Here is a 23,454-nt window from a genome sequence, read left to right on the forward strand (position 1 = left end):
AACGCGCAAGTTTATCTTAGTATTATTAGGTACTAGCCTTCTAAATGTCAATAAAAGCAATGAAGACTTATGTAAGTAAGAACTTATTCAAAATAAAAAAAGCGCAACACACTTATTATGAAACAGGTTGCGCTTGGTGTCAATTCAACACGTATAGGATTCTTAGAATTATTGTAAAATTTGACACATCATTGATTACGTTCTGACTGGACCAAGCAGTAATTGTAACTCGTCTGTATTGACTTCTTCAAACCAATTATTACTTTGTAAAAACTCTACTTGATTAAATGAGACGATATCAGATGGTGATACCGAAAAAATGGTAGAAATGACTTCATGTAAACGTAGTTGCTCAACTTTCTTTTTACGCCATTTTTTTTCAATACAGTAGCGCCAGAGTTCTTCGGCTGTAATAGCATTATATTGATAATGCTGGAACTCTGCTATCTTACTATCAATTGCCGGACGAATCTTTTCAAATAGTTGCTCATATTGCATACTCATTTTGAATCATCTCCAATCAAAGTCGTAACGTAAGACATGCTTGCATACAAATAGTGTAAATGAATTTTTGCGGCTTGAGAAGGGACGGATGGCATGAGTTCTTTTGTACGAGGTACATTATTTTTAATGTTTGTGATTTTTTTATCTAAACTTTTTGGCTTCTTTTATAGAATGCAATTTATGCGGATTGCTGGTGAAGAGGCTGTCGGTATTTATATGACCGTCTATCCAGCGTTTATTTTCTTCATCTCACTCATTCAACTAGGACTACCTATCGCTGTGGCTAAAATAGTGGCTGAATTACTAGCAAAAAATAAACGTGAGAACATCTTTGGTGTCATGCGTACAGCCATTCTTTGGTCATTCATTGGCATGATCATTTTTATGCCACTCGTTGCACTAACAATACCATATATTTCAACAACTCTATTACATAATGAACAGACAACATTTACACTATGGATTGCACTCTTTGCTGTACCAGTATCAGTTGGATCTGGCTTATTACGTGCCTATTTACAAGGTGTTGCAAAGATTACACCGACAGCATGGGCACAAATGATCGAACAAATTGTACGTATTAGCTTCATTACTTTAATGCTACCCTATGTGGCTAATTACAATAATGCTGCTGTCACGGCTGCGGCGGCAATGGGCATTACACTGCTAGCCGAAGTTGTAGCATTCTTGTATTTATGGCTACACTATATCGTTTCCAAAAAGAAATTATTGACACGAAAAACTAAAATTGAAGGGTATCCTGCATCACCAATGTTGCGTATTGCCCTTCCCTCTGCAGGCAGTAAGCTTTTTGGTTCTTTCACTTGGTTTTTAGAGCCGATTATCTTTTTAAAGGCTTTAACTGTGGCCGGTTTAACCGCTTCTGCTGCCACTATTTTATATGGTGTCATCTCCGGTGTTTTGGTGCCATTACTGTTATTTCCTGCGTTTGTATCAACAGCCTTATCGATTGTGCTCATTCCAGCTGTTAGTGATGCCGTCGCTCGTCAGCACATCCCGCTATTACAGGAACGAATTTCGGTGTCCCTAAGATTGTCTTCGCTAGTGGGTTGCTTTGCTGCTACGTATTTCTTTGTGCATGGAGATGAATTAGCGATGAAGCTTTTCCATTTAGAAGAAAATCGTGGGTACGTTAAAATTTTAGCACCTATTTTTTATTTTTATTATATTCAAAGTCCTCTACACTCCATCTTACAGGCAATTGGTGAGGCAAGAGCTGCCATGATGAACTCCATCTATGGTGGGCTAGGTAAACTTTTCGTGATGTTTGTACTTGCCTCTCAACCAGGTATCCAAGAAAAAGGAGCCGTTGTAGCTATTGGCTTTGGGGTATTACTAACGTCATTCTTGCATATTGCAACAGTTAGACAACGTAAAAACCTGCGTGCTGGCTTCAGAATGTTTGTCGTGCCTTATAGTTGTTTTATTGCTGTTTGCGTCGCCCAGTATTTCCTTATTCCAATACTATCACTACCATTTATTTTAAGTAGTGGTGTGACATTATTTTTGCTATTTACCTTTTTATTATTTACCAATCAGTTGCGCATTACAGATTTCCGTTACATCAAAAAATTGGCGAAGAAAGTTTAATATTCCTTTAATTGGATATGCAATTTACTGTCTTCCCAAATACAAAAAAATACCGTTTCACTGTCAGTAATATTATTTTTTGCTAGCTCACCCATTAGCCATTCCACATCTTTATGCATGGTAAATAAATGTCTTTCTTGGATATCACCGTCGATAATCAATGGATACACAAAGGCTTTTTCATCTTTTTTATAGACAGAAAGATTGCCTGAAGGCTCTAAATACGCAAAGGCTACATCTGTCACAGATGCAATTCCGTTTTCTCGTAATTGCTGACATAAATCATCTAAATTATAGCGGTGTTTTCTCATCTCACTCTCTAAAATAACACCGTCTTTTACTAATAAAGCAGGGTCACCATCCACTAGGTCACGTATTTTTTTGAACTTTAATGACAAAAAGGCACTTAAAATTTGAATAAAGAGCAAAATAATGATAGGTAGTATGGCATTAAAGAGAGGATTTTTATAATCGTCTAGGGCAAAGGCTGCCACTTCTGCAATTAATACAAAAACGACTAAATCGATGACAGATAATTCACCCACTTCTCGTTTACCCATTAAACGGAAAACGATGATGATAAACACATACAAAAAGCAAGTTCTAAAAATAATATGGTAATATTCTTCCATAAAAAACACCCCCATACTATCAAGGTGACCTTACTTATTGTTTTTTATACAATTTACAAGGAATAGTCCCAAATAGTTCGTACACACTAACAAGGAGCTAGATGCTTACCACTATAAAATGCAAACAAGGTGAGAACATGACAAGGAAAATAATTGTTTTCGTTTTTGTTTATATCCTTTTTCTTATTAGGCCTTATCCTATTTACGGGTATCAAGAACAGGAAATACCTATTCTTATGTACCATCATTTAGAGGACAATATAAACAATAATACAGTTATTTCACCCGAGAACTTCGAAAGCCAAATGAAATTACTTAAAATGGAAGGTTACCAGGCCATTTCTGTTCAGCAATTATATGATTACTTAAACGACCAAGCGCCGTTACCTCCAAAGCCTGTTTTAATTACCTTTGACGATGGGTATTTTAGTAATTATGAAAAAGCTTACCCTATATTGAAAAAATATAATATGCATGCAGAAATCTTTGTTATTGCAAGCCGAATCCTAGAGAAGAATGGTAACAATTATTATCCAAATGAAACAGTAAAGATGAGTTGGGATCAATTGAAGGAAATGAAGGATTGTATTACAATCCAGAGTCATACTTGGAATTTACATTATAAATTACCTTCAAAAAGCGGTAAACCTATTGGCGCTGTATTTGGCCCTAGTTTTGTGAATGGGCAACTAGAGAGTCAGGCTGAGTATGAAGAAAGGGTAAGAAATGATTTTATTCATTCAAGAAAACGAATCAAAGAAAAGTTAGGGTATGAGCCAATAGCAATAAGCTATCCTTATGGGATTTATTCACCCTCCACCATCAAATTAGCCAAGGAAGCTGGTTTTAAGATGGCCTTTGTCATACAAAATAAGCATGTGAAAAAGGGCGATTCCATATTTACGTTAAGTAGAATCACTATTAACGGCAATGATACTGGTGAGACATTTATTCAAAAATTAAAAACTGCTAAAAACACGTAAGCACAGCCATCCAATATTGTATAAAAAAGGCCTACAATATAGCTATTGCCTATTGTAAGCCTTTTCTTCTGTATTACTGATTGTCATTGACAATTCGTCCAATTGCTTGACGGTCAAATTTCACTCGTACATTGTCAGCAATTTTTAATGTCACTGCTGTGTCTTCAATTGCATCAATAACGCCGTGTAAACCACCAATTGTAATGACTTTATCTCCACGTTGCAAACTACTTTGCATATTTTGTGTTTCCTGCTGTCTTTTTTTAGCTGGACGGATTAAGATAAACCACATTGCAACGAACATTAATAATATTGGTGCTAATCCTAATAATTGATCCATAATAGCATCTTGCCCCCTTTCCAAATCTCACTTTTTTAGTATAGACTATTCCACCATTAAAAAGCGATGGACAAGCCCAAAAATTTTCTCAATTACTAATATTTTTTCTATGATTGACAATATTTTGCTAGAAATATTCACTTTTTACAAAGTTTTGAATGATTTGCAAAACAATTGCTATTGATGATGGGACATTAGGGGATGCCTAATGTCCTTTTTTAATTATGCGCATGTAATAATCCGTCTAGATTAAAAGTTTTTTGCATCTGGCCCATTAAAGCCGTACTTTTCAAAGAACTCTTCACGGAAATCACCAAGACGATCTTGACGAATTGCCTCACGTACTTGCTCCATCAATTTTAATAGGAAGTGTAGATTATGATAAGATGTTAAACGAATACCGAACGTTTCTTCCGTGCGAATAAGGTGACGAACATAGGCACGGGAATAATTTTTACATGTATAGCAATCACAGTTCGGATCAATTGGACCAAAGTCACGTGCATATTTTGCATTTTTCACCACAAGACGTCCTTCTGATGTCATCAGTGTTCCATTACGTGCAATACGTGTTGGCAATACACAGTCAAACATATCAATACCACGAATTGCCCCGTCAATTAAAGAATCTGGTGAGCCTACACCCATTAAATAACGTGGTTTATTTTCAGGCATCATTGGCGTAGTAAATTCTAAAACGCGGTTCATCACATCTTTCGGTTCTCCAACAGATAATCCACCAATGGCATAGCCTGGGAAATCTAGTTCTACTAACGCTTCTGCTGAGCGACGGCGTAAATCCTCGTACTCTCCGCCTTGAATAATCCCAAATAAACCTTGCTCTTCTGGACGCTGATGTGCTTCCTTACAGCGTTTTGCCCAACGAGTTGTACGATCAACTGATTGCAGCATATAGTCATGTGTCGCAGGATATGGTGGACATTCATCAAAGGCCATCATAATATCAGAGCCTAAATCATTTTGAATTTCCATTGCCTTTTCTGGGCTCAAAAATAATTTATCTCCATTGAGGTGATTACGGAAATGAACACCTTCCTCCTCAATTTTTCGGAATTGACTAAGTGAAAATACTTGGAAACCACCTGAATCCGTTAAAATTGGACGATCCCAGTTCATAAATTTATGAAGTCCGCCTGCTTCTTTGACAATATCATTACCAGGACGTAGCCATAAATGGTACGTATTGGACAAAATAATACCTGCATTCATCTCTTTTAATTCTTCTGGCGACATGGTCTTAACCGTTGCTTGTGTGCCAACAGGCATAAATGCGGGTGTTTCAAAGGAGCCGTGCGGTGTATGCACGATGCCAAGGCGTGCTCCTGTTTGTTTACATGTATGAAGTAGTTCATATCGAATTGCTGGTTGTGTCATAAAATAAATAATCCTCTCTTATCTGAAGTAAAAACAGTACTCCGATTTTATCCCTATTATTTTTTCGGACGTATAAACATAGCATCACCAAAACTAAAGAAGCGATATCTTTCCTCTACGGCTTGCTGATAAGCACTTAAAATGGTCTCTCGAGTGGCTAGCGTACTAACAAGCATGACCAATGTTGATTTTGGTAAATGGAAGTTTGTGATTAACCCATCTACCACCGTAAAATTGTAGCCTGGATAAATGAAAATAGACGTCCAACCTTGTTCTGCTCGCACTTCTCCCCCATATTTAGAACCAATTGTCTCTAATGTGCGAGTAGAGGTTGTCCCAACAGCTATTACCTTGCCACCATTACGTTTTACTCGATTAATCGTATCTGCTGCTTGTTCTGTAACACTATAGAATTCCGCATGCATTTCATGATTCTCAATCGAGTCAACACTAACGGGACGGAAAGTGCCGAGACCTACATGTAGCGTAATAAAAACAACCTCTACGCCTTTAGCCTTCACTTGTGCTAATAGCTCCTCTGTAAAATGCAGTCCTGCTGTAGGCGCTGCAGCCGAACCACGCTCTTTGGCATAAACGGTTTGATAACGATCTTTATCCTCTAGTTTTTCCCGAATATATGGAGGTAATGGCATTTCACCAAGTTGCTCTAATATTTCATAAAAGATACCATCATACTGAAATTCAAATGTACGTCCGCCATGTTCAAGCTCACCTGTACAAGTAGCTGTTAATAAACCATCTCCAAATGTGATGACTGTTCCTACCTTTACACGCTTTGCTGGTTTTACGAGTGTTTCCCACTCATCTGTACCAGCCAATTGCTTCAATAGCAATACTTCTATATGTGCACCAGTTTCTTCTTTTACACCCATTAAACGAGCAGGTAAGACTCTTGTATCATTTAGTACAAGACAGTCTCCAGCATGTAGCTCCTCTAGTACATGGGCAAAATGGTGGTGCTCCACTTTATTTGAGCCTGGTGTTACGACCATTAATCGACTCGCTGTACGATCGACTAATGGTGTTTGGGCAATAAGCTCCTCTGGTAATTCAAAATCAAAATCTTCTACACGCATGAAAAAAACTTCCTTCTTTATGTTTGTTGGGGATACTCATATCCAAAATGTTCGTAGGCTAAATGTGTGGCTACTCTTCCTCTCGGTGTACGTTGGATAAGGCCAATTTGCATCAAATAAGGCTCGTATACATCTTCTATCGTAACCCGTTCCTCACCAATCGATGCAGCAAGCGTATCTAAGCCTACTGGACCTCCTCGGAATCGCTCAATCATATTAGTTACAAGTTTATGATCAATATGATCAAGCCCTCTAGGATCTACTTGTAGCAGCTCTAATGCTTGCTGTGCAAGGCCCTCCGTTATCATACCATCTCCAAGCACCTGTGCATAATCTCGCACTCGTTTCAATAAACGATTGGCAATACGGGGGGTTCCACGTGAGCGTCTCGCCATTTCCATTGCTGCTACTTGCTCAATTTGCACCTCAAATAAATGAGCACTTCTGACAACAATTTCAGCAAGTGATTGGTCATCGTAATATTCTAGGCGCAGCAACACACCAAAGCGATCTCTTAGAGGAGCTGATAAGGCACCCGCTCTTGTCGTTGCACCTACAAGGGTAAAGGGAGGTAAATCAAGTCGTACAGAACGTGCTTCAGGACCCTTCCCTACCACAATATCTAAACAGAAGTCTTCCATTGCTGGATATAATACTTCTTCAATAGCACGGGGAAGTCGATGAATTTCATCAATAAATAAAACATCCCCTGGCTCTAGTGAACTTAAAATAGCTGCCAAATCTCCTGGACGCTCAATCGCAGGGCCACTTGTCATCCGTACGTTGACATTCATCTCATTCGCAATAACAGCAGCTAAGGTCGTTTTACCAAGTCCTGGAGGTCCGTATAACAACACATGATCTAAACTTTCTTGGCGAAGCTTTGCTGCTTCAATGAATATTTGTAAGTTTTCCTTTACTTTATGTTGCCCAATATACTGTGCTAATTTTTGAGGACGTAAAGATAACTCAAACTGCTCATCATAGCTACCTGCCTCACTTGCCATCATACGTTCAGACATGTACCTTCCCTCCTTTCCTTATTTTAGTTTTAGCAGTAGTTGCAATGCTTGTTTCATAAAGGCATCTGTCGTTTCTAGTTTGTCGTTATCTTCTAGCTGTGGTTTAATTTTTTCGAGCTCTTTTTCAGAATAGCCAAGTGCCATTAAGGCAAGTAAGGCTTCTTCTAATTCATGTTTATAAGCATTCACACCAAACAAAGGTAACTCATCTTCTGCACTAGGTAACTCCAATGTATCTAATAATGAACCAAGCTTGCCTTTCAAATCGAGGATCATTTGACGTGCTGTTTTTTTACCAACTCCGGGGAACTTCACTAAAAATGCTTCGTCCTCCCGTTCAATTGCGCTAATAACCTGCTGTGGATTCCCTGTCGCTAAAATAGCTAATGCGCCCTTTGGTCCTATACCCGACACTAAAATAAGCTTACGGAATAACTCACGCTGATCTAAATTAGGGAAACCATATAAAACTTGTGCATCCTCTCGCACATGCAAATGAACATATATCTGTTGTTCAAGGGCAGATGTCCGAAAAGCAAACGGATTGGGCGTATTAAGTTGCCAACCAATCCCCTGTTGTTCTAGCACAATAAATTCAGGCGTAATACGAGTAATTTGTCCTTTTAAATAATCATACATCTATAATCCCTCACAATCATCGTCTTCGATTATAGCATATAGCGAACGAATGCTCGACAAAAAGTAGCGCCGAAACGCCGTTCGCAGACAAAAATGACCGCCAATTGACGGTCATTTCTTGACAAATCTATCAATATCGTACCACAGTTTTGGCCAATAGGTGAGGGCTCGTTTTGTAAATGGCACTAAATAATCTAAAAATACTAGCTGCTGCTCGAGTGGTAAATCTATAGCAAACAGCCATTCTCGTAATAACTCATTCGGATATTTCAAGCGATGAAGCTTTCTTTTATCTAGTCTTTTCAGCTCAGGTAACTCTGCAAAAATCTTTCCAAGATCATAATCTACAGCAGGCAACACACGATGTAACCATAAAATATACTCGTCATCCGCTTCACCAAGGTGTGCTAAATCAAAATCAATTAAACGTAATTGTCCATCAGAGCACCATAAAAAATTATGATGGACTACATCCCCATGCAATAGCGTAATCTCTTTTTCAGGTGCATCTTCCAATGCAATCAATTGTAATGATTTATCACTATAATGCAGTATTTGATCAATTTCTTCTTTTGTTAAAAATGTTCGAAATTCATTTCTTCTACTTTTAAAACGCATATGACGCATTTGCCATTTTAAAAGCTGTGAGTAGGTATGCAAGCCTGGCATTCGCTGCCAAGCAATTTTTTTATGTGTGTCGTGTAAAGCAATTAATAGTCTTAGAGATTCCTTACGATCTTTTTTATGTGCGAAGTTAGCACCGTGGCTTCCTTCTTGCCACATTTGCACAATTAACTGCTCATCATCGCTCTGAACTAAAGGTAAGATTAACGAAGGCTCCATACGTCCTAATTGGCGATGAATGGTTTTTACCTTCTCTGCAATTTCCACTTGCTTTGCACGTTTGACAAAATAATTTTTCGATTGATACTTATATTTCCAAATATTTGGCTTTACTTCTTCTACAATATACGCTTTTTCACCATCGATAAGGCGTCATCCCGCCTGGGAAATAATGCGGTGACATCCAAGGACCTGCTGCTGATGGGCATGGTGGTGGACAATGTGTCGGACATGGTGGTGGCGGGCAATGACAAGGGTCCATTTGCCAATTTGGCATCATCATTGGTTGTGTGCCACAGCCACAAGATTGACCCATGTTCATATCAGGCATCATCATTGGTTGTGTGCCACAACCACAGGATTGCCCCATATTCATATCGGGCATCATATCCATTTGTGGCTTTTGGTGATCTTGCGTATGGAAGAATGGTGATGTGGACTCTAAAAAGTCTTCCATTCCACCTACTTTATGATCTGGCATGTCATAGGACATTGGCTGCTGTGGCATCGTATAATGCTCAACCTGCGGCTGCATTGGCATCGGCCACCACATCTGATGATAGATTGGCTGATGGCAACTTGAACAATGTGGTACGGCAGGCATTTGTGGCATGATATGCATTGGTGGATGTGGTGCTGGTTGTGGCATTGGCATTGGCTTTGGTTTAGCTACAGGCGGTGGTGGCGGTGTAGGTGCTGGCGGTGGTGGTGGCTGTATTTGTACAGGTGGTGTTGTAACATTTTGCTCCATTTGTGGCATCACCAATTGCTGGTGCCAATTCATTTCCACAGGCTGCGGTACCCACATCGGCTGTTGTGGCATCTGCATTGGCATTGGCATCGGTATTGGTATCGGTATCATTTGTGGTTCTGGCATTGGCATAGGAGCTGGTGGTGGCGGTACAATTGGCGGTGGTGGTGGCATTGGTCGCTGTACCTCTTTTTTAGGACTTTCCTTTGGTGTCTCCTTATGCACTTGTGTTTCCTTTTTCGGCATTTCTTTATGTGAATCTCTATGCGGCTCTTTGTTTATTTTTTCAGGCAATATAATTTCCATGCCTGGAACAATATAATCTGGGTTGGCAAGATGGACATTGAGCCGCTTCAAATCTTCAAACGAAATGCCGTACTCTTTCGCAATCTTCCACAATGTATCTCCCTTTTGAACAATATGAATACGCAATTTTTTCCTCCCTTCCTCTCTACGTATCATATGTTCAATGTTTCATTTGGATACAAAAATTTCAGCAAGTTCGAAAAGCTTCATGGTACACTAATTCATAAGGAACGCTGATTCCTTTATTACGAGCAGGGGTGATCTCTTATGAAAAAAATGTTAGGCGAAGAACGCCGACTGCAACTATTAGCGCAATTAAAAAAAAATAAAGCACCTATAACTGGGACAGACTTAGCAAAGTTCGCCAATGTTTCTAGACAAGTAATCGTCAATGATATGACTTTATTAAAGGCAAGAAATGAGCCTATTATTGCCACAAGCCAAGGTTATCTTTATATGCATCAGGAACAAATACAGCAAACCGTTGAACGAACATTCCCTTGCTTGCATACATCAGAGCAAACGGAAGATGAATTAATGACGATTGTTGACTGTGGCGGAACCGTCAAAAATGTCATTGTCGAACATCCAATATATGGTGAACTGACAGCCTCTATCATGGTATCCAACCGCCATGAGGCGAAACAATTTATCGAACGTGTGAATGCAACACAGGCCAACTATTTATCTGCTCTCACTGGTGGCATCCATCTACATGTCATCACAGCACCCTCTGTAGAAGTTTTAACATTAATTGAGCAAGCTTTACAGAAAAAGGGCTACTTAGTGTCAGATCAATGAATAGCAAAAGCACCGTCTGAAAAATTGATTTCAAACGGTGCTTTCTGTTTTTTAATGCAAGTATTGTCTCATCAAGCGTGGGCTTCTGTCCGTAACTATCGTTCCCTTAGGCCCTATCAGGAAAGAAATCTTTGTCGTTGAGCAGGCGTAGGCAATAAGCATTCACTTTTTTTTCCAAACAAACGATAGCGTTGCTTTGCAAATAATCGATATAATGCATTGCGAATAAATGGTGGGACAAGGATGAAGGCATAGAAACAAGGCCACAATCCATCAAATTTACGGCAAATGTTTAACGCAGCGGTAGATTCAACAGACACTTTCCCTTGCTCAATAAGAATTACACTATCAATATTCTTTGGTATATGATATTGAGTGAGAAGCGATTGACCAACCTCGCTTTGCAGCGATGCAAATTGAAAATAGCCAGCTTGATCATGTTTGATGATAAATTGAACAGTGCTATCACAAAAATTACATACACCATCGAATAAAATAATCCCACCCATCTTCTTTCCTCCTCCTTCACATTACTATGCTTCGTCTGATGTTACATAAGTAAAATAGGTACCCAGAGATTTTACTTTGCAACCTAGCGCAGCTAATTCTTCCATTGCCCCACGCATCATCGGTTCCTTTTCATCTGCTAATACATCAATCATAAAGAAATAATCACCTAATCCTGTTTTTAATGGACGTGATTCAATTTTACTTAAATTTAGCTGACGCCATGCAAAAACAGAAAGCACCTGATGTAATGCACCTGAACGATCTGTTGGTAAAGTAATCATAAATGTTGTTTTTGCTTGCCCATCTGATAGCTCTTGTGGCAATCGTTTATTTTGCTTAGACAGTACATAGAATCGTGTATGATTAAAATGAAAATCATGGATATTCTGCTCCACTATTTCAAGACCATACTTTTCCGCCGCGGCTGCATTACCGACTGCCGCTATACACTCTTGTGGATTCTCTGATACATATTTCGCTGCTGCTGCAGTTGAAGTTGTTTGATGTAATGGTACATGACTAAAACGATAAAATAAATATTTATGACATTGAGCTAGTGCATGCGGATGAGAAAAAACACCTTCGATTGACTGCCAATCATCCTTCTGCGCTTTATTGACCATTAAATGCTGCTGAATTTTCAGCAATAACTCTCCAGTTACATAAAGTGTTGCCTCATGGAATAAGTAATCTAATGTTAATGATACAGAGCCCTCTAGCGCATTTTCTAGCGGCACGACAGCTAAATCTACCTTTCCCTCTGCAACAGCCTCTATACATTCTGGAATCGTGGCACACGGTACAAGCCACTCATTTGGAAAAGTAGCCTTTGTTGCTAAGTATGTAAATGATGCTTCTGGTCCTAGATAGGCGATTCGATTTTCCCATTGTTGCTTTGTCATTGCAATTACCTCCTTTATGGCACAATAAGGAGCAGTCCCTCGTGATGAATCTCTTTTGGGACAGCTCCTTATTTGAGCTTTGTTATCGTATCTTTACCCATTGGGCTTATACAACACGATGTTTGTCATTTTGTCAAAAATTAAAGGATTGAACACTCACTGTGATTATAATGCTCCAGAACTAATCACTTCCGCAGATTCTACAAAATCTAAGCGTTTTAATTGCTGGATAAGATCATCAAGATCACAGGTCATGCTTGTTACATCTAATGACAATGTAACATTTGCACGTCCCTGAATAGGGATTGTTTGATGAATCGTTAAGACATTACAATGTGTAATTGTCACAGTTTCTAAAAGCTTGGCAAGTGTTCCTTTTCTATCTTGAAGCTGTAAAAAGACTGTTAAAATGCGTTCCTGCACAATTGAATGAAAAGGAAAAACCGCATCACGATATTTGTAAAACGCACTTCGCGATAAATCCACCTGCTTTACCGCATCCCAAATGGAAGATACTGAACCACTTGATAGTAAGTGTTTCGCCTCCAAAGTTTTTTGCATTGCATCCGTTAAAACATCCTCACGAACTAAATAATATCGCTGATTCGCAACATTCTTCATACGCTTCCCCCTAAAACTCATGTCTTAATCGACAAATTCAAATTCAAACTCTTGTAGGCGTACTGTATCGCCATCCTGTGCTCCACGCTCACGTAGAGCCTCATCCACACCCATTGCACGCAATTGACGAGCAAAACGACGTATACCATCTTCACGGCTGAAGTCTGTCATTTTAAATAAACGCTCAATTGCATAACCACTAATAATAAATGTACCGTCATCATCACGTGTGATTTCGAAATCTTCACCTTTTGCCTCATGCTTGTACATTACGGTTGCGTCTGATTGCTCCTCTAGATCATCATATAGCGGGAATTCAGGCGTTACTTCTAATAGATCCGCAATGGCAAACAGAAGCTCTTTTAATCCTTGACGTGAAACAGCAGAAATTGGGAAAATTTGTACATCTTCTCCTACCTTCTGACGGAATGCTGTTAAGTTCTCTTCTGCTTCTGGCATATCCATTTTATTGGCTACTATAATTTGTGGACGCTCTGTTAAACGAAGATTATATTGTTTTAGCTCTTCATTAATTGTTAAATAATCTTCATATGGATCTCGACCTTCCATCCCTGACATATCAATGACATGAACGATTACACGTGTACGTTCGATATGTCGTAAAAATTGGTGACCTAATCCAACTCCTTGATGTGCTCCTTCAATAAGCCCAGGTAAATCAGCCATCGCAAAGCTTCGATGATCATCCGTTTCAATCATGCCTAAGTTCGGTACAATTGTTGTGAAATGATAAGCACCAATTTTTGGCTTAGCTGCGGAAACAACAGATAAAAGTGTTGATTTACCAACACTTGGGAAACCAACTAACCCTACATCTGCTAATACTTTTAACTCTAATATAACATTTAATTCTTGTCCTGGCTCACCTTTTTCAGAAAGTTCTGGCGCCGGGTTGGCAGGTGTAGCAAAGCGAGAATTACCTCGTCCACCTCGGCCTGCTTTCGCAATAACTGCTCTTTGCCCATGCTCGACTAAGTCTGCAATAACGGCATTTGTTTCTTCATTCATAACCACTGTGCCTGGTGGTACTTTAACAATTAAATCCTCCGCATTTTTACCATGCATGCCTTTACTCATCCCATGCTCGCCACGAGGTGCTTTAAAATGGCGTTTATAGCGGAAATCCATTAATGTACGTAAGCCCTCTTCTACTTCAAATACGACGTTACCGCCATGTCCGCCATCTCCACCAGCTGGACCACCATTAGGTACATATTTTTCTCGACGAAAGGCAACCATACCATCTCCGCCGTCGCCACCTTTAACATAAATCTTTACGTGATCGACAAACATTTAATTCACTCCCTATTTGCACTCAAGACATATTGCCAGCGTGTAGTTGTCTGCTCAATTGTTTGAATGTCGAATTGTTTCAAACCTTTTTCGGTGAATGCATCAGCACTCCATAACCCATTTAGCGTGAATGTCACGGCAAATGTATGATCGTCAACACGTACATCAAGCGTTAGGATCTGCTCTGTAAATGGATCTAATGTATCATAAACATGCATAACTGTTTTGTTTAAATAATCTACAACTTCCTGATCAATATCATTGGTCACAGGCTTTTTTATCTCACCGTTTAGCTTCCATGCTAATGATGGGTAACGCCATCCTGCTGTTTGAAGCCATTCAATTGTTTGTGGTAATTGTAGTCGATTGAGGATAGAAAACACTCGTAATTGTTCTGAATAATGTTGAATAAGTTTTTTCGATTCCTCGATTCTACCTAAATCTAAATTCATGCGAATCAGTTGCAGTTGATTCACATAATCATGATTTGCAAAACGTAATACTTCACTAATGGTTAGTGATTGATTGTTCATCCCATTCACTCCAATAAAGTTATCCTTACTAGTATAACAAGTTTTGCTGTATTTTTCCCTTAATTCTTTAATCAATTATACCTTGGTGTCATTGCGTCCAAAATCGGCTGTGTTGAAATTTAGCCAAAAAAAGGACTGCAATAAATGCAGTCCTCCGCTTTATGTTATCTTATAAAAGATTAAGCTTCTTGTGTTGCTGGGTATACAGATACTTGTTTGCGATCGCGACCTAAACGTTCGAATTTAACAACGCCGTCAACTTTAGCAAATAGTGTATCGTCACCACCACGACCTACGTTTGTACCTGGGTAAATTTTTGTACCGCGTTGACGGTAAAGAATTGAACCACCAGTTACGAATTGGCCATCAGCACGTTTAGCACCAAGTCGTTTAGACTCAGAGTCACGTCCGTTTTTAGTAGAACCTACCCCTTTTTTCGATGCGAAAAGTTGAAGATCTAATGCTAATAATAATTTCATCGAGTTCCACCTCCTACTTGGTTGTAGTTGATTTGGATGTATTGTCCGTAATTTTGCACCATAGAATACACTTGGGCAGTCATTACTTGAACAATTAACTGTAGTTTTGCATCTACTTCAGGCTCTAAATCTGATGGTAAATCTACCTTGAGATAGCCTCCACCTTCAGCAGCTTGTTCGATTTCTGGTTGAATTTGTAATAATGCATAAATAGCATTTACTGTACCAATGGCAATAGTTGATGCTCCTGCACATACTAAATCCTTACCAGATTCATCATAACCAGCATGTCCTGAAAATTCGAATGCTGACACATGTCTATTTTCATCGTGATGAATCGTAACTTGTATCATTCGCTATACCTCACAATTAAGCGTTGATTGCTTCAACAACTAATTTTGTGTAAGGTTGACGGTGACCTTGTTTACGACGGTAGTTCTTTTTAGCTTTCAATTTGAAAACAACGATTTTTTTCGCACGGCCTTCTTTAACAACTTTAGCTGTTACAGTAGCGCCTTCTACGAATGGAGCGCCAACTTTAACGTTTTCGCCACCTACGAATAATACTTTATCAAAAGTTACAACCTCGTCAGCTTCTACGCCTAATTTTTCAACATAGATTTCTTGACCAGCTTCTACTTTGACTTGTTTACCACCAGTTTCAATAATTGCGTACATTTTACTGCACCTCCTCTTAGACTCAGACTCGCCTGTTTCATAAGGTGATCTTACTAGACACTTAAACCTTTACAGAGCGGTTGTAGTAGCACGGGTGCTACAAACAATAACATTAAAATATTACCACATGATTTTTTTCAAGTCAATCTATTCATAACATATTTTTCAAAGGCCACTCGATATTTTCGATAACGCCATTCTTTCAATACTTGCAACCAAATGAATAAATTTATGATGGCTAAAAAAATAGATTGTGGCAAGAACTTGAAAGTAACTAGTAATAGTATAGTAGCTATGATGAAGGATAACCAATAATAAAGCTCAACAATAGGAGCTCTTGGATATTTTAAAAATAGCCCGGCTAACAATATCCTTCCACCATCTAACGGTATGATGGGTACAAGATTTACAGCCAATAACACGAATTGTACATTTATAAGCTTAGTAGCGAGTAAATCAGGCATAAAAAAAGCGAGGCCAATCCCAATAATCGTAGCGATTGGTCCTCCTAATGCAATCCATAGGAGTGACGAAGCTTGCACAACCGCTGGATTTTCAAATTGAATTTCTCCCCCGTATGGTGTAATTACGCAGGATTTCACCTTTACTCCGCACATTACTGCCGCAACTAAGTGACCTGCCTCATGCCACAGTAAGGAAAACAGAATGATCGCGTAATAGGCTAACTGGCCACTAAAAATCATGACAAATACGAGAGGGATACACAGAAGATGTAATTTAATCCTCATTGGTCTCCGTCGTTTCAAGCCATTGTACAATTTGCTCTAAATCATAATGGGCATCTCCCTTTTCGATGGACACATAAAGTTGACCCGCTTCTTTCATGCCAATTAAATCATTTGCTTGAATAGATGTGTATGGTAGTTGAGCTAAACTATCTAACATACCATAGGAAACGGTTGTACCATCTTCATAGCTGATGGTCATGGTCTTACCTGTGTACTTTGTATGGCCAGTAAAAACGACTAATCCATTTTGACCAGCATAGATAGGTAAGCCAACATCATACTGCAATAGATAGCCTTCTTTAAATACTTGGGCATTCGCAAATGTTAAAAGATCTGCTTGCCCTACATCACTAGAAACCATGATGGTCTCTTTTTCTTTTTCGAACCAGCTTTGCCCGAGCTCACTTAAATACGTTAAATCAGCAGAGGTTGTAACAAGCTTCCGAACAGGTGTATCCACTACACCCTGGTCCTCTAAACGAATTACAAGCATGATCGCCGCCACAAGAAGTATCGTGACAAACCATTTCCATTTTTTAAACAAGCCCTCATCCTTTTTTCCTCACTATATGTGATTGCATGTCCAAACATGCACAAGAAAAAACCTTCTCGTACAATTGCACGAAAAGGTTTTAATTTATTTTGAGAAAAGGGCTTTAAGTTTTGAAAACATCCCTCTTTGCTCATCTTGAATAGCCATTAATGGCACGGACTCACCAAGGATACGACGGGCAATATTTCGATAGCCCAATGACGCTTTATTTGAAGGGTCCATCACAATTGGTTCACCTTTATTAGAAGATGAGATAACGCCTTCACTGTCTATAATAATGCCTAATAAATCAATAGATAAATGAGTTGTAATTTCATTGACATCCAGCGTGTCACCGCTCTTCATCATATGTTGTCGAATACGATTAATGATGAGCTTAGGTGCTGTGATCTCCTCCTGCTCCAGTAAACCGATAATTCGATCAGCATCACGAACAGCAGAAATTTCAGGTGTTGTGACTACAATCGCATGATCTGCACCTGCAACAGCGTTACGATAGCCTTGTTCAATTCCCGCAGGGCAATCGATTAATACATAATCATAGTCTCTTTTCAATTCCTCTACTAAGCTCTTCATTTGCTCAGGGGTAACAGCATTTTTATCTGTTGTTTGAGCAGCAGGTAATAAAAATAGTTTTTCGTCTACGCGTTTATCCTTAATCAATGCTTGATGAATTTTACAGCGTCCCTCCACCACATCAACTAGGTCATAAATAATACGATTTTCAAGGCCTAAAATCACATCTAAATTACGTAGGCCAATATCTGTATCCACTAAACATACTTTTTTACCTTGTAGAGCCAATGCAGTCCCAAGGTTAGCCGTTGTCGTTGTTTTACCGACACCGCCCTTACCAGAAGTTATGACGATCGCTTCTCCCACACTAGCTTCCTCCCTTAGACACATTTAACAATGGTCGAATATTTTTTAAGGCATGAATTTGATCGTACGTAATGCGTCCATCGTAGCCAATAAATGCACAAGTCATTTCTACTTGATTTATCGCTTTTACATGTTCATCTGACATGACCTGAACTTGATCGGCAATCATGATATGCGTAGCTTCAAATCGAGATGCTGCAATGATTGCTTCTTTATTGCCTTGCACACCCGCATGTGCAATCCCTTTAAGTCTACCTAGGACATATACATTACCTCCAGCCTCAACACGACCGTTTGGATTCACATTTCCTATGATGGTAATGTCTCCTGATGAACGCAGAATTTGTCCTGATCTGACCACTCCTATATATGTATCTTGTTGGCTTTCAAACATCTTCTGGTTGCTTTCGTGGACAGTCAGTACTTCACTTTGCACCTTCGATACAATAAGCTGCTCTGTTTCTTCAATAATTTTTATAAGTTCATTTAATTGTTCTTCAGTACAGTATCGATAGCCTAAGTATAATTGTACATCAACTTTACCATCGATACCGCCCTCTAAAACCTTATTCTTTAATTCTTCCACTAGTTCACCATACGCACATTGGTCGTCTAGGCGTAGTACAAAACCGTCCTTCGTTCCCTTCATATTAACTAACTGTTTTTTCATGAATGCCTCACCTCACGTTGTTCTTTGTTAAGAAACCTCACGTGCTCTCTGTAAGACACGCGCATTAATTAGATACTTGAAGGCCCAACCAAGAATCATTAAAAATAAAGCATTCGCAATGATTGTTGGGAGTAGTCGTGAACGTAAGAAATCCGCTAAAGGAATTGCTGTAAAATCGATTAGGAAAAAGAATTGATAGAGAATAAATTCTAAAATCGCTACTAGTACAACTGAAATTGTAGTTGTTACAACTAAGTGCTGATGTATAACTTTCACGATAGACCCTGCCAAAAAACATATAAGTGGATAAAGTACTGAATATAATCCAATAATATCAATGTAAAACACATCATACAAGACACCAAAAAAAAGTCCATACATTACCGCACGTTGACGGCTGTAATAGATGGATATAAAAATAAGGTATAAGATTAAAAAACGCGGTACCAGAAAATAGACTTCCCCTTTAATTTCAATCGGGGAAAGCATAGCAAATTCTGGTTCTAACAGGAATAGTAAAACCGCTACAGAGGGGATGAGAAATCGAACCATCACTCCGCCTCCTCTTCACTTGCCTCTTGCGGATTCGATAAATCCTCATTCGTTGCATTGCCATCTGATCCATCAATACTTGTGGATGTTCGCTTGGCAATCACAACATGCTCTAAAATTGAAAAATCAGCAGATGGTTTGACATACGCCATTTTCGTTAAACCAAAGTCATCTGTACTAACTTCCGTAATTTCTCCTATCGGCACTCCCTTAGGGAAAATACCACCAAGACCTGAAGAAACTACTTGCTCGCCTTCTTTCACCTTCATGCTAGAATCGATTCGCTTCATAATGAGTTCATTACGTTCTTCATCAAAGCCCTCGATTAAACCGTATGCTTCTTTTTCTCCTAGCACCATCGCGGAAACACGATAGTTTGGATTATTTGTATTTAAAAGCTCTACCTCAGATGTGAAAGGTGTAACTAGGGTAATTTTCCCCACTAACCCTTTCGCGGTCATAACTGCCATATTTTTTTTGACTCCATGAGAAGACCCTTTATCTAAAATAATTTTCTCTTCCCACTGGTCAGGATTTCTAGCAATCACTGTTGCTTGAATTGGATTAAATGCCTTTAAGCTCTCAGTTTTATCCAAAAGCTCTCGAAGCTTGTTATTCTCTGATTTTAAATCCGTAGCCTCAGCTTGTACAACTGCAAAATCTTCTAAGCGTGCTTTTAAACGTTTATTTTCTTCGTACGTGTTTAAGAGGGAGTCAATACTATTAAAAACACCATTAATATAATTCGCCGGCTTCGCAACAAGCGATTGTGCGAAACCGACAGTATCTTTAATAATTTGCTCTGGTAAAGTTGCATTCGTCCGATCACGTAATGAGAAGCTAATCAATGCCACAAGAAAAACCATGCCTATGAGCAGCAAAATTACTTTCTTATTGAAAAAAAAGTGTGGCATTGCCTAAACCTCCTTACCCTTTAACTTGTTGTTGACGAATTAAGTCGATATGATCTAATGCCTTACCTGTACCAATCGCTACACAGTCTAAAGGATCTTCTGCAATGAATACTGGCATATTTGTCTCTTGACTGATTACTTTGTCTAAGTTTGTTAGCAGTGCCCCACCACCAGTTAATACAATACCGCGCTCCATTACATCAGCAGATAATTCTGGAGGTGTTTGTTCTAATGTTTTACGAACACCGTCAATAATAGAGGAAACCGCTTCACGTAATGATTCAGAAATTTCCTGTGAAGAAATTTCAATTGTTTTCGGTAAACCTGTTAACAGGTCACGTCCTCTAATATCCATTCGTGCTTCTGGTCCTTCTGCCAATGCCGTACCAATTTCCATTTTTACGGCTTCCGCTGTACGTTCACCAATTGTTAAATTATACGTTTTACGGATATACGAAATGATGGATTGATCCATTGCATCACCACCAACACGTACAGATTCACTCGTTACAATACCACCTAATGAAATAACGGCAACTTCTGTTGTACCTCCACCGATATCAACAACCATTGACCCTGTAGGATCCCATACAGGAAGATTTGAACCGATTGCTGCTGCAAATGGCTCTTCGATTGTGAACGCCTCTTTTGCACCTGCTTGTCGTGCAGCATCAATAACAGCACGCTGCTCCACTGAAGTAATACCATAAGGTACACAAATCATAACATTTGGTTTTTTCCAGTTGCCTCCAGAGTTTTTACATGCTTCTTTTAAATAATACTCAATCATTGCTGTTGTAATATCGAAGTCAGCAATAACGCCATCTTTCATTGGACGAATCGCTACGATTGAGCCAGGTGTTCGACCAATCATATTTTTCGCATCATTACCAACGGCAACGATATCCCCTGTTTTTGTATTTTTTGCTACAACTGAAGGTTCACGTAATACGATTCCCTTTCCTTTAATAAACACTAATGTATTCGCTGTGCCAAGGTCAATCCCGACATCTTTGCTTCCTAGTCCAAACAAATTGTGTACTCCCTTTCTATATAAGCCATACTTTCGTTGACATCCAATATATTTGACGACAATGTATAGGAAATTGAATTGTGTAAATACACAATTGACTCCTTTCAAAGTCCATAACATCTGTCAAAGTTTTTTCATCTTCATCAGTTGGTGGTTTACACCCTTGAAAAAACTACACACTCATTCACCTCACCACCAATTTCGATGGGAGTCCTCCCTGAAATAAAGATAAAATTCATACCGTTCATTATAACGGAAAAACGCAAGAATTTGTAGTATCACATACTTCATCTCACAGAAAAGATACTATTTTAATTCCCTCTTAAACTAAAAATAGTACGTATAGATTAGCATATAATTTTTATTCTCATAAGACAATGTGTATCAGGCTACCAATTTTTGTGAAGATAATTGCTTTTCTATGAATACATTAACGTTATGTAAGAAAAAAGGTTCGCCAATATACCACAAAAAAGTACAAAATTTTTATGACTGATTGTAAATAAGGTCATTATAGCAATAAAATCTTCAATACAACAAAATGAATTCATCATAAAAAACTCTGCATATTGTATGCAGAGTTCAGACTGTAGACAAAAGCCATCGAGAGGTTGAACTGCCCCGTAAAAGTTAGACACCAATCTAACTTTTACGGGGGTTTTTTTATGGCAAAAGTAAGTGCTGAACAACGTATTCAAGCAGTTCAACGATATTTAAATGGAAATGAAACTTTGATCGAAATTGCGAAAGATATCGGTGTGACAGCTCAGATCGTCAGTGAATGGGTTCGCCGTTATCAAAAAAATGGCGTAGAGACTTTCTTAAAGTCCTATACAAACTATTCAGCTGACTATAAAATGAATGTACTTAATTATATGAACGAGACAGGTACATCTTCGAGAGACACAGCTGCACTATTCAATATTTCATCTCCTGGCATGATTCGGAATTGGAAGTTGAAGTTTGAAGTTGGTGGTTATGATGCCCTTGTTTCTAAGAAAAAGGGGCATCCATCTATGAAAAAAGAGACAAAAAGAACAACGAAATCAACACCAGCTGAAGGATCTGTTGAGGCGTTAGAAGCACGAATTAAACAATTAGAAATGGAGAATGCGTACTTAAAAAAGTTGAATACTTTAGTTCAAATGCAAGAAAAATTACCAATCAAATCAAAGCGCAAGTAATTTATGAACTGAAGGAAATCTATGAAGTAGTGGAATTAATCAAAGTCGCTGATATTCCACGTAGTACGTATTATTACTGGGAAAAGCGTTTGAATCGTCATGATAAATACGCTGATGTGAAAGTCGCAATTCAGTCCATTTATCATGAACATAAGGGACGTTATGGTTATCGTCGGATCACCAAAGAATTAAAAAAATTTGGTATTCATCACGATCCAAAAACGATTAACTGCTTGATGAATGCCATTGGCATAAAGTGTGAAGTCCGCATGAAGAAATATCGTTCGTATAAAGGTAACGTCGGAAAAATTGCCCCAAACATATTACAACGCGATTTTACAGCGGAAAAAATGAACGAGAAATGGGTAACAGACGTGACAGAGTTCCATCTATTTGGTGAGAAACGCTATTTATCACCCGTCCTTGATCTATGTAATGGCGAAATCATTGCATACACGGTAATGAAGCGTCCAGTGTATAAACTAGTCCATAATATGTTAGAACAAGCATTGGAGCGCCTCGAATCAGGTGATCAAGTCATTCTTCATTCAGATCAAGGTTGGCATTATCAAATGAAAAAGTATCAACAAACATTAAAACAACACGGGATTACGCAGAGTATGTCCCGTAAGGGCAATTGTTTGGATAACGCAGTTATTGAAAATTTCTTTGGCTTATTAAAATCTGAACTCCTGTATCTACAAGAATTTGAATCCATGGCACATTTTGAACAGGAACTCCATGACTATATTTACTATTACAATCACAAACGAATAAAGGCAAAATTAAAAGACCTAAGTCCGGTGGAATACCGAATTCAGGTCTTAGAAGTTGCTTAACTAAATATGTCTAACTTTTTCGGGTCAGATCAGGTTCACTTTCGATGGCTTTTGTCATTTTTCTTCCTATTTCTTTTTTAGATTTGGTCCTATACAACCAAATCTAGCATACTCTTC

At 38.7% G+C, this 23,454-nt stretch carries 28 protein-coding genes and 1 other annotated feature; of the genes, 4 read left to right on the plus strand and 24 right to left on the minus strand.

What is annotated here, in order from left to right; translation table 11 throughout:
- Window positions 1–195: 195 nt before the first annotated feature.
- Complete coding sequence (locus tag MHB39_RS16020) at window positions 196–504, minus strand: post-transcriptional regulator (RefSeq protein ID WP_004226703.1); 309 nt, start codon at window positions 502–504, stop codon at window positions 196–198.
- 93 nt (window positions 505–597) lie between these two features.
- On the opposite strand from MHB39_RS16020, the gene MHB39_RS16025 reads away from it, so the two are divergent.
- Window positions 598–2,115: an oligosaccharide flippase family protein gene (locus tag MHB39_RS16025; RefSeq protein ID WP_004226701.1), complete on the plus strand. Its 1,518-nt coding sequence runs from the start codon at window positions 598–600 to the stop codon at window positions 2,113–2,115.
- Here the strand turns inward: MHB39_RS16025 and MHB39_RS16030 are convergent.
- The gene (locus MHB39_RS16030; RefSeq protein ID WP_342544527.1) at window positions 2,112–2,747 is read right to left on the minus strand and encodes a DUF421 domain-containing protein; all 636 of its coding nucleotides are present in this window, start codon (window positions 2,745–2,747) and stop codon (window positions 2,112–2,114) included. The genes MHB39_RS16025 and MHB39_RS16030 overlap by 4 nt on opposite strands.
- Before the next feature lie 137 nt (window positions 2,748–2,884).
- Here MHB39_RS16030 and MHB39_RS16035 point away from each other — a divergent pair, with 137 nt between their 5' ends.
- Window positions 2,885–3,730 carry a polysaccharide deacetylase family protein gene (locus tag MHB39_RS16035; RefSeq protein WP_342544528.1) on the plus strand — a complete coding sequence of 282 codons (846 nt, stop codon included), beginning with the start codon at window positions 2,885–2,887 and terminating at the stop codon, window positions 3,728–3,730.
- Between the two features lie 73 nt (window positions 3,731–3,803).
- Here the strand turns inward: MHB39_RS16035 and yajC are convergent, their stop codons facing one another.
- From yajC to MHB39_RS16070, 7 genes are all read right to left on the minus strand, one after another.
- Window positions 3,804–4,070, minus strand: a complete 267-nt coding sequence (gene yajC, locus MHB39_RS16040) for a preprotein translocase subunit YajC (protein WP_004226696.1) — start codon at window positions 4,068–4,070, stop codon at window positions 3,804–3,806.
- A gap of 249 nt (window positions 4,071–4,319) precedes the next feature.
- Window positions 4,320–5,465 carry a tRNA guanosine(34) transglycosylase Tgt gene (gene tgt / locus MHB39_RS16045; protein ID WP_036075815.1) on the minus strand — a complete coding sequence of 382 codons (1,146 nt, stop codon included), beginning with the start codon at window positions 5,463–5,465 and terminating at the stop codon, window positions 4,320–4,322.
- Window positions 5,466–5,521: 56 nt separating this feature from the next.
- On the minus strand, window positions 5,522–6,562 hold the full coding sequence (queA, locus tag MHB39_RS16050) for a tRNA preQ1(34) S-adenosylmethionine ribosyltransferase-isomerase QueA (protein WP_016991900.1): 1,041 nt from the start codon (window positions 6,560–6,562) through the stop codon (window positions 5,522–5,524).
- 17 nt (window positions 6,563–6,579) lie between these two features.
- Window positions 6,580–7,584, minus strand: coding sequence for a Holliday junction branch migration DNA helicase RuvB (gene ruvB / locus MHB39_RS16055; protein WP_016991899.1), 1,005 nt, complete (start codon window positions 7,582–7,584; stop codon window positions 6,580–6,582).
- A gap of 18 nt (window positions 7,585–7,602) precedes the next feature.
- Window positions 7,603–8,223, minus strand: a complete 621-nt coding sequence (ruvA, locus tag MHB39_RS16060; RefSeq protein WP_004226690.1) for a Holliday junction branch migration protein RuvA — start codon at window positions 8,221–8,223, stop codon at window positions 7,603–7,605.
- 111 nt (window positions 8,224–8,334) lie between these two features.
- Entirely contained in the window at window positions 8,335–9,213 is an 879-nt protein-coding gene (locus MHB39_RS16065; protein ID WP_312124334.1) for a phosphotransferase, read from the minus strand.
- Window positions 9,203–10,249: a LysM domain-containing protein gene (locus MHB39_RS16070; protein WP_048395169.1), complete on the minus strand. Its 1,047-nt coding sequence runs from the start codon at window positions 10,247–10,249 to the stop codon at window positions 9,203–9,205. Before MHB39_RS16070 ends, MHB39_RS16065 begins: the two co-directional genes overlap by 11 nt.
- A gap of 141 nt (window positions 10,250–10,390) precedes the next feature.
- Between MHB39_RS16070 and MHB39_RS16075 the strand changes: the two genes are divergently transcribed.
- Window positions 10,391–10,924: a transcription repressor NadR gene (locus MHB39_RS16075; protein ID WP_342544532.1), complete on the plus strand. Its 534-nt coding sequence runs from the start codon at window positions 10,391–10,393 to the stop codon at window positions 10,922–10,924.
- 116 nt (window positions 10,925–11,040) lie between these two features.
- Here the strand turns inward: MHB39_RS16075 and MHB39_RS16080 are convergent, their stop codons facing one another.
- From MHB39_RS16080 to MHB39_RS16150, 15 genes are all read right to left on the minus strand, one after another.
- Window positions 11,041–11,433 carry a thiol-disulfide oxidoreductase DCC family protein gene (locus tag MHB39_RS16080; RefSeq protein WP_004226682.1) on the minus strand — a complete coding sequence of 131 codons (393 nt, stop codon included), beginning with the start codon at window positions 11,431–11,433 and terminating at the stop codon, window positions 11,041–11,043.
- A 24-nt stretch (window positions 11,434–11,457) separates the two neighbouring features.
- Window positions 11,458–12,336 carry a prephenate dehydratase gene (gene pheA / locus MHB39_RS16085; RefSeq protein ID WP_004226680.1) on the minus strand — a complete coding sequence of 293 codons (879 nt, stop codon included), beginning with the start codon at window positions 12,334–12,336 and terminating at the stop codon, window positions 11,458–11,460.
- Between the two features lie 165 nt (window positions 12,337–12,501).
- Window positions 12,502–12,957, minus strand: a complete 456-nt coding sequence (locus MHB39_RS16090) for an ACT domain-containing protein (RefSeq protein WP_004226679.1) — start codon at window positions 12,955–12,957, stop codon at window positions 12,502–12,504.
- Window positions 12,958–12,981: 24 nt separating this feature from the next.
- Entirely contained in the window at window positions 12,982–14,271 is a 1,290-nt protein-coding gene (gene obgE, locus MHB39_RS16095; RefSeq protein WP_016991894.1) for a GTPase ObgE, read from the minus strand.
- Window positions 14,272–14,276: 5 nt separating this feature from the next.
- Window positions 14,277–14,804 carry a Spo0B domain-containing protein gene (locus tag MHB39_RS16100; protein WP_016991893.1) on the minus strand — a complete coding sequence of 176 codons (528 nt, stop codon included), beginning with the start codon at window positions 14,802–14,804 and terminating at the stop codon, window positions 14,277–14,279.
- A gap of 179 nt (window positions 14,805–14,983) precedes the next feature.
- Window positions 14,984–15,283, minus strand: a complete 300-nt coding sequence (gene rpmA / locus MHB39_RS16105) for a 50S ribosomal protein L27 (RefSeq protein WP_024363181.1) — start codon at window positions 15,281–15,283, stop codon at window positions 14,984–14,986.
- A complete protein-coding gene (locus MHB39_RS16110; protein WP_004226670.1) occupies window positions 15,280–15,636 on the minus strand; it encodes a ribosomal-processing cysteine protease Prp in 357 nt (118 codons plus the stop codon). Before MHB39_RS16110 ends, rpmA begins: the two co-directional genes overlap by 4 nt.
- Before the next feature lie 16 nt (window positions 15,637–15,652).
- Window positions 15,653–15,961, minus strand: a complete 309-nt coding sequence (rplU, locus tag MHB39_RS16115; RefSeq protein WP_004226667.1) for a 50S ribosomal protein L21 — start codon at window positions 15,959–15,961, stop codon at window positions 15,653–15,655.
- A gap of 14 nt (window positions 15,962–15,975) precedes the next feature.
- Window positions 15,976–16,053: a sequence feature (ribosomal protein L21 leader region), on the minus strand.
- Window positions 16,054–16,098: 45 nt separating this feature from the next.
- On the minus strand, window positions 16,099–16,710 hold the full coding sequence (locus MHB39_RS16120; protein ID WP_036075802.1) for a stage IV sporulation protein FB: 612 nt from the start codon (window positions 16,708–16,710) through the stop codon (window positions 16,099–16,101).
- Complete coding sequence (locus tag MHB39_RS16125; protein WP_016991889.1) at window positions 16,700–17,254, minus strand: peptidoglycan DD-metalloendopeptidase family protein; 555 nt, start codon at window positions 17,252–17,254, stop codon at window positions 16,700–16,702. The genes MHB39_RS16120 and MHB39_RS16125 overlap by 11 nt, the downstream gene beginning before the upstream one ends.
- 93 nt (window positions 17,255–17,347) lie before the next feature.
- Window positions 17,348–18,145 (minus strand): septum site-determining protein MinD, encoded by a 798-nt coding sequence (gene minD, locus MHB39_RS16130; RefSeq protein ID WP_004226660.1) that lies wholly within the window; start codon window positions 18,143–18,145, stop codon window positions 17,348–17,350.
- 1 nt (window position 18,146) lies between these two features.
- On the minus strand, window positions 18,147–18,815 hold the full coding sequence (gene minC, locus MHB39_RS16135; RefSeq protein WP_036075798.1) for a septum site-determining protein MinC: 669 nt from the start codon (window positions 18,813–18,815) through the stop codon (window positions 18,147–18,149).
- A gap of 27 nt (window positions 18,816–18,842) precedes the next feature.
- On the minus strand, window positions 18,843–19,367 hold the full coding sequence (gene mreD, locus MHB39_RS16140; protein WP_004226656.1) for a rod shape-determining protein MreD: 525 nt from the start codon (window positions 19,365–19,367) through the stop codon (window positions 18,843–18,845).
- Entirely contained in the window at window positions 19,367–20,281 is a 915-nt protein-coding gene (mreC, locus tag MHB39_RS16145) for a rod shape-determining protein MreC (RefSeq protein WP_048395155.1), read from the minus strand. Before mreC ends, mreD begins: the two co-directional genes overlap by 1 nt.
- 13 nt (window positions 20,282–20,294) lie before the next feature.
- Window positions 20,295–21,314 (minus strand): rod shape-determining protein, encoded by a 1,020-nt coding sequence (locus MHB39_RS16150; RefSeq protein WP_048395153.1) that lies wholly within the window; start codon window positions 21,312–21,314, stop codon window positions 20,295–20,297.
- A 665-nt stretch (window positions 21,315–21,979) separates the two neighbouring features.
- Here MHB39_RS16150 and MHB39_RS16155 point away from each other — a divergent pair.
- A protein-coding gene (locus MHB39_RS16155; protein WP_128568261.1) for an IS3 family transposase occupies window positions 21,980–23,337 on the plus strand; the annotation gives its coding sequence in 2 pieces (ribosomal slippage) (window positions 21,980–22,433 and window positions 22,433–23,337; 1,359 coding nt in all).
- Window positions 23,338–23,454: the final 117 nt, after the last annotated feature.

Source organism: Lysinibacillus sp. FSL K6-4013, from assembly GCF_038630435.1.
In the GTDB taxonomy this organism is placed as follows: domain Bacteria; phylum Bacillota; class Bacilli; order Bacillales_A; family Planococcaceae; genus Lysinibacillus; species Lysinibacillus boronitolerans.

What these genes read in the sequence shown, in the direction of transcription:
- MHB39_RS16035 (WP_342544528.1), top strand. Translation starts at nt 2,885, where the DNA reads ATGACAAGGAAAATAATTGTTTTCGTTTTTGTTTATATCCTTTTTCTT.
- MHB39_RS16080 (WP_004226682.1), bottom strand. Translation starts at nt 11,433, where the DNA reads ATGGGTGGGATTATTTTATTCGATGGTGTATGTAATTTTTGTGATAGC.
- minC (WP_036075798.1), bottom strand. Translation starts at nt 18,815, where the DNA reads ATGAAAAAACAGTTAGTTAATATGAAGGGAACGAAGGACGGTTTTGTA.
- rplU (WP_004226667.1), bottom strand. Translation starts at nt 15,961, where the DNA reads ATGTACGCAATTATTGAAACTGGTGGTAAACAAGTCAAAGTAGAAGCT.
- queA (WP_016991900.1), bottom strand. Translation starts at nt 6,562, where the DNA reads ATGCGTGTAGAAGATTTTGATTTTGAATTACCAGAGGAGCTTATTGCC.
- obgE (WP_016991894.1), bottom strand. Translation starts at nt 14,271, where the DNA reads ATGTTTGTCGATCACGTAAAGATTTATGTTAAAGGTGGCGACGGCGGA.
- MHB39_RS16075 (WP_342544532.1), top strand. Translation starts at nt 10,391, where the DNA reads ATGAAAAAAATGTTAGGCGAAGAACGCCGACTGCAACTATTAGCGCAA.
- mreC (WP_048395155.1), bottom strand. Translation starts at nt 20,281, where the DNA reads ATGCCACACTTTTTTTTCAATAAGAAAGTAATTTTGCTGCTCATAGGC.
- MHB39_RS16110 (WP_004226670.1), bottom strand. Translation starts at nt 15,636, where the DNA reads ATGATACAAGTTACGATTCATCACGATGAAAATAGACATGTGTCAGCA.
- mreD (WP_004226656.1), bottom strand. Translation starts at nt 19,367, where the DNA reads ATGGTTCGATTTCTCATCCCCTCTGTAGCGGTTTTACTATTCCTGTTA.
- pheA (WP_004226680.1), bottom strand. Translation starts at nt 12,336, where the DNA reads ATGACAAAGCAACAATGGGAAAATCGAATCGCCTATCTAGGACCAGAA.
- MHB39_RS16030 (WP_342544527.1), bottom strand. Translation starts at nt 2,747, where the DNA reads ATGGAAGAATATTACCATATTATTTTTAGAACTTGCTTTTTGTATGTG.
- MHB39_RS16020 (WP_004226703.1), bottom strand. Translation starts at nt 504, where the DNA reads ATGAGTATGCAATATGAGCAACTATTTGAAAAGATTCGTCCGGCAATT.
- MHB39_RS16090 (WP_004226679.1), bottom strand. Translation starts at nt 12,957, where the DNA reads ATGAAGAATGTTGCGAATCAGCGATATTATTTAGTTCGTGAGGATGTT.
- MHB39_RS16120 (WP_036075802.1), bottom strand. Translation starts at nt 16,710, where the DNA reads ATGAGGATTAAATTACATCTTCTGTGTATCCCTCTCGTATTTGTCATG.
- yajC (WP_004226696.1), bottom strand. Translation starts at nt 4,070, where the DNA reads ATGGATCAATTATTAGGATTAGCACCAATATTATTAATGTTCGTTGCA.
- ruvA (WP_004226690.1), bottom strand. Translation starts at nt 8,223, where the DNA reads ATGTATGATTATTTAAAAGGACAAATTACTCGTATTACGCCTGAATTT.
- MHB39_RS16025 (WP_004226701.1), top strand. Translation starts at nt 598, where the DNA reads ATGAGTTCTTTTGTACGAGGTACATTATTTTTAATGTTTGTGATTTTT.
- ruvB (WP_016991899.1), bottom strand. Translation starts at nt 7,584, where the DNA reads ATGTCTGAACGTATGATGGCAAGTGAGGCAGGTAGCTATGATGAGCAG.
- rpmA (WP_024363181.1), bottom strand. Translation starts at nt 15,283, where the DNA reads ATGAAATTATTATTAGCATTAGATCTTCAACTTTTCGCATCGAAAAAA.
- tgt (WP_036075815.1), bottom strand. Translation starts at nt 5,465, where the DNA reads ATGACACAACCAGCAATTCGATATGAACTACTTCATACATGTAAACAA.
- MHB39_RS16100 (WP_016991893.1), bottom strand. Translation starts at nt 14,804, where the DNA reads ATGAACAATCAATCACTAACCATTAGTGAAGTATTACGTTTTGCAAAT.